The organism is Sphingobacterium sp. BIGb0116 (assembly GCF_024808035.1).
GTDB lineage: Bacteria > Bacteroidota > Bacteroidia > Sphingobacteriales > Sphingobacteriaceae > Sphingobacterium > Sphingobacterium paramultivorum.
In genome coordinates, this window is sequence record NZ_JANUDT010000011.1 from 64,078 (window position 1) to 77,429 (window position 13,352).

Consider the following 13,352-nt stretch of genomic DNA (forward strand, 5'->3'; position numbering starts at 1 on the left):
AGGTAAAGCATCCCGATAGTGTTCGGGATGCTTTACTTTTTTGAACTGTTTAAGCTACAATTTCTATCGGATTTCCCTCCGGATCAAGCACGACACTTTCATAATAACCATCCCCCGTAGTACGGGGCTCGCTTTCGACGATATAACCATCCGACCGTAATTGCTCGGTCAACTTATCGACAGCATCCTTTCCACCGACGCTAATGGCCAGATGGGTATAGCCTTTGTTGAGGCTCCTATCAGCCGCGGCAGTAGTAATATCAATACGATTCATAATCTCCAAACGTGCGCCGGATTCGCGGAATTTAAGGAAGTAGGATGAAAACCCCTTCTTCGGGTTATGGTACTTTTCTCCGCTTACAGTACCAAAGTATTTGGCATAAAAAGCACGTGTTTTCTCAAGATCATCGACCCATAGGGCGAGGTGTTCTATTCGCATGTCAAATCTTTTTGTTTAATTATATTGCAATATTGTGCAAATTTGCATAATATTGCAATATAAAAATTATCAGATATGTTGAACGAATCGATATTAAAGGCTAAGGTAGCGACACAGGTCATGTTTTTGGTATGTGGCCTCGCGTTATCAAGCTGGGCACCGATGGTACCTTTTGCCAAGGACCGTCTTGGTCTGAATGACGGAGAACTGGGGCTTTTACTGCTGTGCTTGGGAGGTGGCGCGCTATTAACGATGCCGCTTTCCGGGTTTTTCATCGGGAAAGTTGGGAGCAGACAAGTGATTTTGATTTCAGGTTTGATAGCTGCCGTAGTGCTCCCTGTACTGTTGATGGTAACCAATAGCTATTTGATGGCCTGTGTTCTTTTTATATTTGGCTGCAGTATAGGTGGTATAGATGTGGCCATGAATGCACATGGTGTGCAGGTTCAAAATGCAATAGGTAAACCGATAATGTCATCTTTACATGGACTGTTCAGTGTTGGAGGGCTATTTGGATCGATCGGCTTGGGTTTTCTGATAAAGATGGGGTTAGTTCCTATTTATGCAGCAGTTACCATAGCCATTCTTTTAATACTGCTACTGATCTTACAATATCGAAAGTTGCTGAGCTACCAAAAGGAAAAAGAAATCATTGTCCAGTTTTCTCCTATTGATGAAACTCAGGTCTCAAAAAAAGGATTTCAATGGTTTAGGTGGAGTGTGCTGATACTTGGGCTGATGTGTTTCATTGCCTTTTTGTCTGAGGGAGCGATGTTGGACTGGAGTGCGATTTTCTTGCGGGATCACAAAGGGGTATCTCCTGAGTTTACGGGAATTGGATATGCGGCATTCTCCGTTGCGATGGCGGTCATGAGATTGCAGGGAGACCGATTAGTAAGTAAACTGAATAGTAAGGTTGTGGTGATAGGTGGTAGCTTGTTGGCTTCGTTGGGCATTTTGATCGTCGTGTGTAGTCCTTGGTTATCGCTAACGCTCATTGGATTTGTCCTTTTGGGACTGGGAGCCGCCAATATTGTCCCTGTATTTTTTAGCGAGGGGGGACGGATTGAAGGACTTTCGCCGACGGTAGCCATTCCGGTTATTTCAACAATGGGTTATGCCGGTCAGCTGGCGGGCCCCGCGCTTTTGGGGGCTATTGCGCAGCATTTTTCTTTGATCATTGCTTTCGAAACAATAGCTTTGCTTTTTCTAGTGGTAGCTCTTATCTATAAAATCAGGAAGTAATAGCATGTTAAAAGAAGAACGTTTTGAGATAATCCTCCGCGAATTAGCGGTCCGGAGGAAGGTGAAATTTGAAGAGCTGGCGGTGTTGTTGGCGGTATCGGAAGATACCATCCGCCGCGATATAGACCTTCTCTATCGGAACGGCTTGCTTTCCAAGACCAGAGGTGGTGCTATACTGCGAGAAAAAGATCCACTGACTTTCCAGGATAGGCAATCGTTTCTGACCAAAGAAAAAGATATTATCGCATTAAAAGTACAGCCGTTTCTGAAAGATGGCATGACTCTTTTTGTGGATGGTGGCACCACGACGCGGGCCGTAGTGAATGCTATGCCATTGGATATCCGGATTCGGATGGTTACAAATAATTTTTCCATCGTGCCACTGCTCGAGAAGTTCAAAAATGTGGAACTTATTTTTTTGGGTGGTCATTTTGAACCCGATCTGGCTGTAACTTCAGGCATCACAACCTGTATGGAAGTTGCTAAGTATAATGCCGATATCTTTATCATGGGAACTTGTGCTGTAGATCCTGAGCTCGGTGTTTCGGCGGCGTCAGCTGCAGATGGAGAAACCAAAAAGATGATGGTTCAATGTGCAAAGAAAACAATAGCCTTAGCCAGCCAGAATAAGCTTTATCAAGGTGAACTGTTTAGGGTGTGTCCAATAGATTCGCTCACGGCATTGATCACCGACCTGGACTCAAATGATTCCGAATTGAATCTCTTTAGAAATATGGACCTGCAGATTGTCTAGCCAATTGACAGCGACAAATCTGACGAGATTTGATAGATGATATAAAGCTTCCAAATAATAATATTAAAGTCTTCGCAGGTATTGATGACCTTTGTCTGTTTTAGTCCGGCAATAAAGTGGATAATAATAGGCTTTACTTATATTTCAAGTAATGCTATAATCGATCCTAAATAATGCGCCGCTGTTCGGCAGCAACTGTCAATGTTTGCTGCAGATCCACTACGTCGCCGATGATAATGATAGCAGGATGCCCTATCTGATGCTCCTTGCTTATTCTGACGAGATCCTTGACTTTGCAACGCACCTGTCTTTGTTGCGGCAAGCTCGCATGCTGTATAATTGCTGCGGCTGTTTCTCCTTTGCTGTGCAAAACATAGGTGCGTGCTATTTCATCGAGCTTACGCATTCCCATATAGATGACTACAGTAGATCTGCTCTGAACTGCCAGGGCCAGATCGGCAGATAGGGATCCGTCCTTTTTCATACCTGTTAATGCCCATACGCCTTCACTTACACCACGATGTGTCAGCGGAATATCATTGAGGCCGGCGCCTTGCATGCTGCTGATGCCCGGAATGTAGGTCATGTTAATTGATCTGTTTTGTACGGTAAGCCATTCTTCAAAGCCGCGCCCAAAAAGATAGGGATCGCCACCTTTAAGCCGTACCACTCTTTCGTATCTTTCGCAATAGTGAAGGATGAGCCTATTGATTTCTTCCTGGGGCACGTATTTTCCGTAAGGATGCTTGCCGACATAGTGTTTTAAACAGTTTTTATCTGCTATTTGAAGGATTTCTTTATTAATTAAGTTGTCATATAAGATCACTTGTGCATTTTCTATTGCTTTATATGCTTTCAGGGTGAGTAATTCGGGGTCTCCAGGGCCAGATCCTACAATAAATAACGATGTTGTGCTTAATTTTTTCATGTTATTGTTGTTTTTGTTGTTGAATTATATGTAAATCTATTAAAAAATCTGATATAAATCATAAAAAATACAATTATTTATAGTTTTTTATTGAAAAAATATTACTAAAATCATATTTATTTTGATTTTTTAATTTTTTATTACATAAATTAGTGTTGTTAAAATATTAAATTGAATTTTTATCATAAAAAATAGCAGTTATGGAAAGAAAAAAGGTTGTTGTCGTTGGTAATGGTATGGTCGGTAATAAGTTTTGTGAAAAATTAAAGCAGAAAATAAACGATCTGGAAATAATTGTGTTTTCAGAAGAGCCGATACGAGCTTATGATCGTGTTCATTTGACAGATTACTTCAAAATTTCGTCTATTGACGAGCTTTTCTTGTTAAAAAATGAGTGGTATTTGGAAAATAATGTAAAAATTCATTTAGATGATCCAATTGTTGCTGTAAATCTATTAAAAAAAGAAGTGGAATCTCAAAAAGGTATCACAGTCAATTATGACTATCTGGTTTTTGCGACTGGTTCTGCTCCTTTTGTTCCACCAATTCCGGGCATTGAAAAGGAAGGGGTATTTCTATATCGTACCATCGAAGATCTGGATCTGATCAAAGCTTATGCGGCAAAAGCGAAGCGTGGTACAGTAATGGGCGGTGGACTTTTGGGACTCGAAGCTGCGAAAGCAATGGTGGATCTTGGTCTGGAAGAGACTGCCGTGATCGAATTTGCCCAACGCCTGATGCCGCGTCAGATTGATGATAGCGCCAGTATGTTGTTGCAAAACAAGTTGTCAGAACTAGGCTTGACCTGTTTATTGCAAAAGTCGACAAGCCAATTGCTGGGGGATGATCGCCTGACGGGGATTGCTTTTCAGGATGGTTCGTCGATAGAGACGGATTTATTGGTGATTTCAGCAGGTATACGTCCCCGTGATGAGCTGGCCAAGAAAATTGGACTGGATGTTGGTGAAAGGGGCGGAATATTGGTTAATGCGCAGATGCAGACTTCTGATCCTGTAGTTTATGCTATCGGTGAGTGTGCCTTAGTGAATGATATGATCTATGGTCTGGTAGCACCGGGCTATGAAATGGCTGAAATTGCGGCATCTCATATTGTGGGGGAAGAGAAATCCTTTAAGGGATTTGACATGAGCACCAAACTGAAACTGATGGGAGTTGATGTGGCTAGTTTTGGAGACGCTTTTATCAGCGAGCCTTATGCACGCACGATCTTATTGGAGGATCGTAATAAAGGTATTTATAAACGATTGAACGTAAGTAAAGATGGAACGCGTCTGCTGGGTGGGATACTTGTCGGGGAAGCGGCAAGTTACAACATGTTGCTTCAGATGGTTAATAATAGCCTGCCGTTGGCGGAACACCCTGAACTCCTTCTTTTTGGCCAGCAGAGCGAAAGTAAGTCGGCTTCTGCTGGTCTGGAGGTTCTTCCTGATGCGGCATTGATTTGCAGTTGCGAAGGTGTCACTAAAGCACAGATCTGTGATGCTGTGATAACTGGTCATTGTGAAAATGCAGATGCGGTAAAGAAATGTACCAAGGCTGGATCGGGATGTGGCGGCTGCGTGCCGATGGTCAAGGACCTGGTCAATTATACGATGAAACAGCAAGGAAAATATATCCGGAGTACCATCTGTGAACATTTCGATCTGAGCCGCCAGGAACTATATGACCTGATCAAGATCCATGAGCTGAAAAGTTACGATCATGTATTGGATGCGCTAGGCCGCGGACATGGCTGCGAAGTCTGTAAACCGTTGGTGTCTTCCTTGCTAGCGAGCCTTTGGAACGAGATGATTCTTGGCAAGGGTAATGATGTGGCTCAGGATAGTAATGACCGTTATTTGGCCAATATACAGAAGGGCGGGACCTATTCAGTTGTTCCGCGCATTCCGGGAGGTGAAATTACCCCAGATAAACTGATTGTTATCGGGGAAGTCGCTAAGAAGTACAGCCTATATACAAAAATTACGGGCGGACAGCGCATTGACCTATTTGGTGCACATCTCAATGATCTGCCGTTTATCTGGGAAGAACTTATTGCTGCCGGCTTTGAAAGCGGACATGCTTATGGCAAGGCACTACGGACTGTCAAAAGCTGTGTGGGCAGTACCTGGTGTCGGTTTGGGCTGCACGATAGTGTTTCTTTTGCGATACGGATAGAGGAACGTTACCGTGGTCTTCGTGCTCCACATAAGATAAAGTCGGCTGTTAGTGGTTGTATCCGCGAATGTGCCGAGGCGCAGAGTAAGGATTTTGGAATTATTGCGACGGAAAAAGGCTGGAACCTCTATGTGTGCGGTAATGGCGGAAGTAAGCCGCAGCATGCTTTGCTGCTTGCATCGGATATCGATAGTGAAACCTGTATCCGTTACATTGACCGTTTCCTGATGTTTTATATTCGCACTGCCGATCCGCTGACCCGGACTGCTACCTGGCTTAATAAAATGGAAGGCGGAATAGATTATTTAAGGAATGTCGTGGTAGAGGATGGCCTGGGTATGGGGGAGGCCTGGGAGCAGGATATGCAGCTGCTTGTCGATAGTTATCGCTGTGAATGGAAAGTAGCCGTAGAGAATCCGGAAATTCGCAAACGCTTTGTTCACTTTGTAAATGCACCCGAAGAGAAGGATGAAACTGTTCGCTTTGACAGCTTTCGCGGACAGAAAAAAGCTGCTGATTGGAACGTCAGTACTTATTAAATATAAAATCGCTAAACCTTTTAATTGAAATCATATGAATACGCAAATTGACATGAAATGGCTGAAGGCTTGTCGGATAGAAGATGCTATTGAAAATGGTGGAGTCTGTCTTAAATTGAATAACGAACAGGTGGCGCTGTTTTATTTCGCCCGCCGCAATGAGTGGTATGCCACACAAAATGAATGTCCGCACAAACGGCAGATGATTTTAAGCCGCGGCATGCTGGGCTCTTTGGGTGAAACGCCTAAAGTCGCCTGTCCGTTCCATAAGAAAACCTTTGCGTTGGATACAGGTGAATGTCTTTCGGGTGATGAATGTGCCATTAAGACTTATCCTGTGAAGGTGGAAAACGGAAGTATTTTTATTGGGATGACTGCTTAGGAGAAATAAAAATAATTGAATCTAAAACCTTTTAAAACAAAAATACAATGGATTATATTAGCCCTAAAGAGGTAGCTGGTGCCATGATGAACACCGCTATCTACAAATCTTCGCTTCCTGTCAAAGATCTACTGATACGGGGAGCATTGTCAGGTGCCTTATTGGCAATTTCTGTTACACTCGCACTTTTGGCCACTTCGCAGACTGGATTGGGATTGGTCGGTGCATTCGTTTTTCCTGTAGGGTTTGTTATTATCGTCATCCTCGGTTTGGAATTGGTGACAGGCAGCTTCTCTCTCGTGCCTTTAGCCTGGTTTGAAGGTAAAATCAATTTTAAGGCTATGGCCAATAATTTATTCTGGGTTTTTCTAGGCAACTTGCTTGGGAGTGTCCTGTTTGCGATTTTATTTTGGGCAGCTAGTACAGAAACTGGACATTCGAGCCAGCTCGGAAACATCGAACAGAGCCTGATCCTGATCAGCGAAAAGAAAACGCTCGGATACAGCGCCCATGGTGCAGCAGGCTTGTTTTCGGCCTTTGTTAAAGCTATTTTGTGTAATTGGATGGTCTGTATGGGGGTGGTGATGTCCATGACTTCTAAGTCTACTCTTGGCAAAATACTGGCTGCAGGTATTCCGATCTTTATATTCTTTGCATTAGGCTATGAGCACGCAGTGGTCAATATGTTTGTGATTCCTGCCGGGATGATGTTCGGTGCAAAAGTGACTATCTCCGACTGGTGGCTGTGCAATCAGCTGATTGTAACAGCTGGAAATATTGTCGGCGGATTGCTGTTTACAGGGATGGCTATCTATTATACCTATCATCAAAAAGAGAAAGTGTCGACTTCACAAAACTAGATTTTTATGCATCAGATAAAACAATTATTCATGTTATTTCTATTGCTAGCTATTAGCATGGAGTCTTACAGTCAGGAAAAAACAGTCAAAGGGAGTTTGTTTGAGGGAATTGCCGTGGCAGGATATGCTGATCATGGTGCTTATATCAATTGTACTGGACCAGCGGTGAAATATATATTCAGCCCGAAAAGTTGCCTGTTGTTGGGTTTATTGCCGAGTTTAAAACTTAAAGAAGATAAGGTTGAAACAGGGAAGCCAAAGAATTCCTGGGTCACCCCGTCTCTAGGCTTTGGTCTGACGGCCGTATTCCGGCATATTGCTATTCAGCTGCCCGCATTTTACGCGGCGAAAACGGGTACTGCTGATGGCAAGTGGCGTTTGGGGGTCGGTTTAGGCTATAAATTTTAGTGTGATGTATTTTTAGGGAAGTATATGGATTGGGGAGTCGTTAGCCGTCTTAGACTGTTTCACTCCCCATATTTTCTTCCGAAAGATCATGCAAAAGCTGGAAGTTTTTAATAAAGATATTTTTTTTGTCCATCGCTATCGCCTCTAGATCGATAAGTTCACCTAGCATGCGGTAGACGGTCTCGTAAGTAGTACCTACATAGGATGAAAGATCTTTTTTACTCAAGGTGAGACCGATATATCCGTCCATGTTTTCCTCGCCAAAAATACGGTAGAGTAACAATAAGCTCCAAGCAAGCCGGTTTTTAACAGGAAGCTGTGTCAGGTTGGTCATTTTTTGCTCAGAAAGATGTAGTTCGTCGGCAAAAAATAACATCAGCCGATAGCTCAATTCGGGATTTATGCGCAGTGTGGACAGAAAAAATGGCAGTTCCACGAAGCAGAGCTGCGTGACATCCAAGGTAGTTGCCGAAATGGGATAGACGGTTTGTTCAGTACTGATACCGCGATGGCCTACGATATCTCCCTTTTTTGCAAAACGAACAATGGTTTCCTTATCCCCAAGATTGCGGTGAACTTTGACAAGTCCAGACTGGACAAAATAAATACCCCGAACCGATTGCCCTTCAGTAATAAACTGCTCGCCTTTTTTCAATCTGATATTTGTTCGGTGCAGGTCGATTTGCCCAAGCCAGTCTTGTAGGACATAACGGCACATAAGGCAGGAGTGGTCGCAGGTATTTACTTTTTTCGATTTCATGAAGGCCTGATTCGTATAACGGACGGTGTGTTATCTGTCCAAAGTTATTATCTATTCGTTTAAATTCCTATTTTATCTTTTATAAAAACAGTATATCTTTTGTTTTTAACTTATTAATGTGTGGAACTGGATGAAATTTTGCATCTCCATTATGGTTGGCATCTTGTTGATGCTGTCATTTGAAATCAACATTTATTGTTTTCTTCGGTTTAGTGTAAAGACCAATAGTACTATGAAGCTAAGGACTTATTTAATTTTTGTTGCTTTTTATTGTCTGTTGACGCTGTTTTTATCCTGTGGTTCCAAAGAGAAACAGCGGGAAAAGGAATTACGGATTTTGTTCAGTCGGGAATTCGTTGATGAGCAGTATGGTCAAGAAAGATACTTGAGTGATTCTTATAGAAATCATGTGGTTGATTTTTTTGCGGCTAAGAATGATACAGTTCCATTAGTGAAATGGGATATTCTTCTTGATGAAATGGATAAATTAAAGCGGTATAAACCTGAAATGAATGATATAGGGCATAAACATAATTATTGCTCGAATCTAGAGATTGAGTTTTTTGATCATGAGAAATCCTTATGTCAATTATGTTTGAATCCAGATAATAGAACTTTAAGGCTGAATTATTTGGTGTATGAGGCTTCTCCTGAATTGATTTCTTTTTTTTGTAATTACATTTCGGCAGATTCGGCAGCTCTGGCTTTGAGTGGAAAAAGCAATTATGTGAAAAAAGTAATGTTTAATAACAGGAGCGTAAAGTGAACGCGGTCAACAAAAATCGATGGATTCGTGGAGATCTAATTGCTTAAAAAATAGAATGTTATATAGTTATGGTGAAAAGAAAAGAGATAAAGATTTTACAACTGTTTACTGTTATTTTTTGTGTGTTTTTCTTGAGTTGTAGCCATCATATCGAAAAAAAGCTAGAAGCAGTAATCGATGACCCCAAAGATCTGGAACTGCCTCGGAAAGTAGCTGATTCGCTTTGGCGTCGAGCAATTAATGCAGGGGATTTCAAGGCTTATAATGAAGTGTCAAATAATTATTTGCTTATCTTAAAAATACCTGAGTTGTATTATTATGCACAATTGATGGCAAATAGACACCAGTGCCCGGAAGCTTACCTAGATCTCTATGATATGTTTTCATGGGAAGGAACAATGAATGGTATCGAGCTTGCAGGCAGGGATAGTCTTTCTCGAAATCAAGCCCTGTTTTATCTCCTTAGGGCTTATGAACTCGGCGAGGAAGATGCGCTTTCTTATGTTCATAAAGAGTTTGGACATCGTGTTCGACCTCCAAAATCGATTACCTATTTAAAGAAAATTCAAAAATTCTACGAAGAAAAAAAATGAAGGCGATGAGTTTCTGTTAGTCCACCTTAAACCGTTTGGGATACTCGCCTGTGGTATCTAGGCTAAAAAAATCATCTCAATATCATATTTCTGTTCAAGGGCCCTAAACTCATCTGCCGATAACGGGGATTGTAGATCGGTATACAGTTCAGGTCTTAGATTTTGGATATAACTGTCTAATGTCGCTAGCGTCTGTTGCATAATCGTCGATTTTTGATGCATGCATAAAGTTAGTCATAATTGGCTGAGTATGCGAATTATCATGTGCGCTTAGGGTCGTAAGAAAAGTTAAAAATGTTAATAATTATTTAATGGGAATTAGTGTAAATTTATGTCAGCATAAAGCTGTAGCTATGTTCATCCTTGGATAAAACGATAGCGGATGTTCAAGTGTTATTTATGCAGTTGTCGTTTTTATAATTTACTTAATACGGATGAAAAAGATCGAACTAGTCCCACTTGTTGGGATTCAAATTGAAGGTATTGGTCAGGTTAATCTCGGTGCGGGCTATGCTGAAGTTCAAAGTGTACTTGGTGCTCCTTCAGATGCGCTGGACGACCAATATTATTATGATGAACTCGAATTGAGACTTGATTTTAATGATCAGGGAACATTGGAATTTATAGAAAGCATCAATGGACCCTATCCAGAAAAAACTGAAATCAGTATCTATGGTGTTAATCCGTTTCAGGTCGAAGCGACCGAACTTGTAAGCATCCTGCGTGATAAAAACGCGGGTGAGGTTGATGATGCCGAAGCGGGATATTGCTATACATTTTTAAATAGCTCTGTTGGTGTCTGGAGACAGATTACTGAAGAGGATGTTCAGGAGGAGATTGAGGAAATCAAAGCCGATGGCGAATACGAAGACAATGCGGATATGCTGCTGGAGGACCTTAAAAAGTCAAAGTTCTTTTGGACGATTGGCATTGGCGTAGCGGGATATTACGCGGAATAAAGTAAGACGTGGAGCAGCTCAGTGCAGGTACCTACTACGGTGCTATAAATAGGAAATTTAATTCCAATGAACTACTTGTTTCAGATGCTATTTATACACTGGAAAAAGTGGACTGGCATTACCATGAAAACCCTTATTTCACGTTTATTTTGGAAGGGAATTTGCTCGAGGGGAGCAAAAAAGGGATTCATCATTGTAGTGCTGGGGACCTGCTTTTTCATAATTGGCAAGACCCTCACTACAATAGAAAACCAGATGGGTGTACCCGGGGTTTTCATATTGAACTAAGTCCACACTGGCACTGGAACGAGATGGCGGCGCTGCATCTGCTGGAAGGCAATATGGATATTCATCTGCCAGAGGTAAGGCTGCTCTTCCATAAACTCTTTTGGGAATCTTTTGATCAGGATAATAGTTCGGGACTTGCAATGGACAGTTTGTTGTTACATGTGTTTTCTTTGTTGCATCGCGATCGGATAGTGAGCGAACGTAAAATTCCGCAATGGGTTTATACGTTGCGTGATTATTTGAGGGCGAATTTTAGCAGTGAGCTGAATCTGACGACTATCTCCCATACTGTCGATCTACATCCTGTTTATCTGTCCCGTGAATTTTCCCGGTATTTTGGTGTAACGATGGGTGATTATATCCGCAAATTGAAAGTGGAAAATGCGGTGCTGCTGCTGCGTGAACCGACTCTTTCGCTAACCGAAATAGGCTATCAATCAGGTTTTGCGGATCAAAGTCATTTTATACGTTGTTTTAAAAGTTTGTTTGGATCCACACCTGGGCAATATCGCAACAAGATAAACGCTTAAAAAGTTAATTTCATTCTATTTTATTCATTTGGCTAATGCTATTTTTACACAAATAGATTGGAAAAAGCCTTATGAAATATCTTGCTTTATTTTTTTTATTCTGTTATCCGCTGTTGATTAATGCGCAACAACAATCGAAGCGGGATACTTTACAGGTTCACTTTGATCAGGAAATGCCTGGTGAAATTTTGTTCACAAGCTCGCGGGAGCGGTTGCAAAAAGAAGAGTTTATGCCTAATTATGTGCTCTCACCGAAAAGTGATCTGTTTTTTGCTATCAAACTTCAAAAGCCATTGCTCTATTATCAAAAGATCCTAGCGCCGAAGCTTACGGATACCGAACTTTTTCAACAGGGTAATTTTCAGTTTACGTTATGGATAGATGGAAAAGTAATTTACAGAAGCAATTTATCTCCTGGCGCACCTCAGCAGGAGATACAGCAACAGGAGACGATCTTGAAACGTCCCCTGATCGATCAAATCAATGGACAGGGATCCTGGTCTGAATCGTTCTGGAATCGTTTTCTTTTTAATGGTGGTGAAAAGGCGTTAACGGATGGAAAACATCATCTTAAGATGGAAATCAGACCTTACGTAAATACTGATAATCTGGTTGTTGGTGGTATCATTGCAAGTGGTGAACTGCAGCTTTCTGTCAGCATGAACCCGGATATAAATCCGGATAAATATAGGCTACAGTTGCCGGAGTCTTATCCTGGGTTGAATTTATCAAAAGCAAAGTTTGACCGCCGTAGGATGCAGCAGCTAAAAGGAAAGATTGAAGAGGGGATTTTTAAAAAGGTAAACGGAATTGTGGTATTGGAACATGGAAATCTGTTGATAGAAGAATATTTCAATGGTGAAAATAGGGATAGCCTACATGATCCCCGGTCCGTCGGCAAAACCTTTGCATCGACTTTAACCGGGATGGCCATTGCGGACGGCTTTGTCAAGGACGAATATCAAACACTGGATCAATGCTATGATTTTACAAAATATCAACATCCTGATCCAGGTAAAAATAAAACAACCATTCGTGAATTGTTGACCATGAGTGCTGGCTTTGATGGTAACGATGAAGATCCCAATAGCCCCGGTAATGAGGAAAATATGTATCCCACAACAAATTGGGTAGACTTTACCTTAGATCTTCCTTTTCGAAAATCTCTGCAGCGACAATGGCATTATTTTACCGCCGGAGTCGTTGTATTGGGAGATCTGCTCCATAAACAAGTAGAAGGTGGATTGGAATCCTATGCAGACAAAAGACTGTTTGTTCCATTGGGAATACGGAAATACCGCTGGGAACACACCCCGCAAGGACTGCCAAATACTGCTGGTGGTATTCGTATGAATGCACTTGATTTTGCGAAGTACGGCCAGCTCTATAAGAACGGTGGGCGCTGGAATGGTAAGCAGATCCTTCCGCAAGCCTGGGTTCAAAAGAGCCTTTCGAAACAGCTTATGATTCCTGAAAGGGAGAAAGAATATTATGGTTATCTGTTTTGGAACAAGTGCTTTAATGTTGGAAATAAGGCGTATGAAGCATATTATTGTGCTGGCAATGGCGGGAATTACATTATTGTTATGAATGACATTCCATATGTGATCGTTATTACAGCTAGTGCCTATGGTCAAGCTTATGCGCATAGGCAGGTCGACCGGATCGTCAGCGAATTTTTGCTTCCAGCCTTAATTAATGCTGGTAATTGATCGCTTTACAA

15 protein-coding genes are annotated in these 13,352 nt (G+C 41.8%); 11 read left to right on the forward strand and 4 right to left on the reverse strand.

Annotation, left to right across the window (positions count from 1 at the left end):
- Nucleotides 1–49 precede the first annotated feature (49 nt).
- Nucleotides 50–439 (reverse strand): VOC family protein, encoded by a 390-nt coding sequence (locus M2419_RS23255; RefSeq protein ID WP_153846686.1) that lies wholly within the window; start codon nucleotides 437–439, stop codon nucleotides 50–52.
- Between the two features lie 75 nt (nucleotides 440–514).
- On the opposite strand from M2419_RS23255, the gene M2419_RS23260 reads away from it, so the two are divergent.
- Nucleotides 515–1,684 carry an MFS transporter gene (locus M2419_RS23260; RefSeq protein ID WP_153846687.1) on the forward strand — a complete coding sequence of 390 codons (1,170 nt, stop codon included), beginning with the start codon at nucleotides 515–517 and terminating at the stop codon, nucleotides 1,682–1,684.
- Nucleotides 1,685–1,688: 4 nt separating this feature from the next.
- Nucleotides 1,689–2,438, forward strand: a complete 750-nt coding sequence (locus tag M2419_RS23265) for a DeoR/GlpR family DNA-binding transcription regulator (RefSeq protein ID WP_153846688.1) — start codon at nucleotides 1,689–1,691, stop codon at nucleotides 2,436–2,438.
- 166 nt (nucleotides 2,439–2,604) lie between these two features.
- On the opposite strand, the gene cobA is transcribed toward M2419_RS23265, so the two are convergent.
- A complete protein-coding gene (gene cobA / locus M2419_RS23270; protein WP_159729379.1) occupies nucleotides 2,605–3,366 on the reverse strand; it encodes a uroporphyrinogen-III C-methyltransferase in 762 nt (253 codons plus the stop codon).
- A 200-nt stretch (nucleotides 3,367–3,566) separates the two neighbouring features.
- On the opposite strand from cobA, the gene nirB reads away from it, so the two are divergent.
- From nirB to M2419_RS23290, 4 genes are read left to right on the forward strand one after another with little or no spacing between them, the layout of a single operon-like run.
- Nucleotides 3,567–6,083, forward strand: a complete 2,517-nt coding sequence (gene nirB, locus M2419_RS23275; RefSeq protein ID WP_153845108.1) for a nitrite reductase large subunit NirB — start codon at nucleotides 3,567–3,569, stop codon at nucleotides 6,081–6,083.
- A 34-nt stretch (nucleotides 6,084–6,117) separates the two neighbouring features.
- Complete coding sequence (nirD, locus tag M2419_RS23280; protein WP_075994676.1) at nucleotides 6,118–6,465, forward strand: nitrite reductase small subunit NirD; 348 nt, start codon at nucleotides 6,118–6,120, stop codon at nucleotides 6,463–6,465.
- A gap of 47 nt (nucleotides 6,466–6,512) precedes the next feature.
- Nucleotides 6,513–7,325, forward strand: a complete 813-nt coding sequence (locus tag M2419_RS23285) for a formate/nitrite transporter family protein (RefSeq protein ID WP_075991570.1) — start codon at nucleotides 6,513–6,515, stop codon at nucleotides 7,323–7,325.
- A 6-nt stretch (nucleotides 7,326–7,331) separates the two neighbouring features.
- A complete protein-coding gene (locus M2419_RS23290; protein ID WP_075991571.1) occupies nucleotides 7,332–7,733 on the forward strand; it encodes a hypothetical protein in 402 nt (133 codons plus the stop codon).
- A 49-nt stretch (nucleotides 7,734–7,782) separates the two neighbouring features.
- Here the strand turns inward: M2419_RS23290 and M2419_RS23295 are convergent, their stop codons facing one another.
- Nucleotides 7,783–8,493 (reverse strand): Crp/Fnr family transcriptional regulator, encoded by a 711-nt coding sequence (locus M2419_RS23295; RefSeq protein WP_075991572.1) that lies wholly within the window; start codon nucleotides 8,491–8,493, stop codon nucleotides 7,783–7,785.
- 232 nt (nucleotides 8,494–8,725) lie between these two features.
- Between M2419_RS23295 and M2419_RS23300 the strand changes: the two genes are divergently transcribed.
- Entirely contained in the window at nucleotides 8,726–9,259 is a 534-nt protein-coding gene (locus tag M2419_RS23300; RefSeq protein WP_159729375.1) for a hypothetical protein, read from the forward strand.
- A gap of 68 nt (nucleotides 9,260–9,327) precedes the next feature.
- Nucleotides 9,328–9,852 carry a hypothetical protein gene (locus M2419_RS23305; RefSeq protein ID WP_159729373.1) on the forward strand — a complete coding sequence of 175 codons (525 nt, stop codon included), beginning with the start codon at nucleotides 9,328–9,330 and terminating at the stop codon, nucleotides 9,850–9,852.
- A gap of 57 nt (nucleotides 9,853–9,909) precedes the next feature.
- On the opposite strand, the gene M2419_RS23310 is transcribed toward M2419_RS23305, so the two are convergent.
- Nucleotides 9,910–10,053 (reverse strand): hypothetical protein, encoded by a 144-nt coding sequence (locus M2419_RS23310; RefSeq protein WP_159729371.1) that lies wholly within the window; start codon nucleotides 10,051–10,053, stop codon nucleotides 9,910–9,912.
- A gap of 233 nt (nucleotides 10,054–10,286) precedes the next feature.
- Here M2419_RS23310 and M2419_RS23315 point away from each other — a divergent pair, with 233 nt between their 5' ends.
- The 3 genes from M2419_RS23315 (at nucleotide 10,287) to M2419_RS23325 (ending at nucleotide 13,341) form a co-directional block, all read left to right on the forward strand.
- Complete coding sequence (locus M2419_RS23315) at nucleotides 10,287–10,811, forward strand: hypothetical protein (protein ID WP_159729369.1); 525 nt, start codon at nucleotides 10,287–10,289, stop codon at nucleotides 10,809–10,811.
- 8 nt (nucleotides 10,812–10,819) lie between these two features.
- Nucleotides 10,820–11,629 (forward strand): AraC family transcriptional regulator, encoded by an 810-nt coding sequence (locus M2419_RS23320; RefSeq protein ID WP_259255712.1) that lies wholly within the window; start codon nucleotides 10,820–10,822, stop codon nucleotides 11,627–11,629.
- A 71-nt stretch (nucleotides 11,630–11,700) separates the two neighbouring features.
- Entirely contained in the window at nucleotides 11,701–13,341 is a 1,641-nt protein-coding gene (locus M2419_RS23325; RefSeq protein WP_259255713.1) for a serine hydrolase, read from the forward strand.
- Nucleotides 13,342–13,352 lie beyond the last annotated feature (11 nt).

Excerpts from the sequence above, each read along its gene's own strand:
- M2419_RS23315 (WP_159729369.1), top strand. The coding sequence starts at position 10,287 with ATGAAAAAGATCGAACTAGTCCCACTTGTTGGGATTCAAATTGAAGGT.
- M2419_RS23325 (WP_259255713.1), top strand. The coding sequence starts at position 11,701 with ATGAAATATCTTGCTTTATTTTTTTTATTCTGTTATCCGCTGTTGATT.
- cobA (WP_159729379.1), bottom strand. The coding sequence starts at position 3,366 with ATGAAAAAATTAAGCACAACATCGTTATTTATTGTAGGATCTGGCCCT.
- M2419_RS23305 (WP_159729373.1), top strand. The coding sequence starts at position 9,328 with ATGGTGAAAAGAAAAGAGATAAAGATTTTACAACTGTTTACTGTTATT.
- M2419_RS23255 (WP_153846686.1), bottom strand. The coding sequence starts at position 439 with ATGCGAATAGAACACCTCGCCCTATGGGTCGATGATCTTGAGAAAACA.
- M2419_RS23260 (WP_153846687.1), top strand. The coding sequence starts at position 515 with ATGTTGAACGAATCGATATTAAAGGCTAAGGTAGCGACACAGGTCATG.
- nirB (WP_153845108.1), top strand. The coding sequence starts at position 3,567 with ATGGAAAGAAAAAAGGTTGTTGTCGTTGGTAATGGTATGGTCGGTAAT.
- M2419_RS23295 (WP_075991572.1), bottom strand. The coding sequence starts at position 8,493 with ATGAAATCGAAAAAAGTAAATACCTGCGACCACTCCTGCCTTATGTGC.
- M2419_RS23290 (WP_075991571.1), top strand. The coding sequence starts at position 7,332 with ATGCATCAGATAAAACAATTATTCATGTTATTTCTATTGCTAGCTATT.
- M2419_RS23285 (WP_075991570.1), top strand. The coding sequence starts at position 6,513 with ATGGATTATATTAGCCCTAAAGAGGTAGCTGGTGCCATGATGAACACC.
- M2419_RS23300 (WP_159729375.1), top strand. The coding sequence starts at position 8,726 with ATGAAGCTAAGGACTTATTTAATTTTTGTTGCTTTTTATTGTCTGTTG.
- M2419_RS23310 (WP_159729371.1), bottom strand. The coding sequence starts at position 10,053 with ATGCAACAGACGCTAGCGACATTAGACAGTTATATCCAAAATCTAAGA.
- nirD (WP_075994676.1), top strand. The coding sequence starts at position 6,118 with ATGAATACGCAAATTGACATGAAATGGCTGAAGGCTTGTCGGATAGAA.
- M2419_RS23265 (WP_153846688.1), top strand. The coding sequence starts at position 1,689 with ATGTTAAAAGAAGAACGTTTTGAGATAATCCTCCGCGAATTAGCGGTC.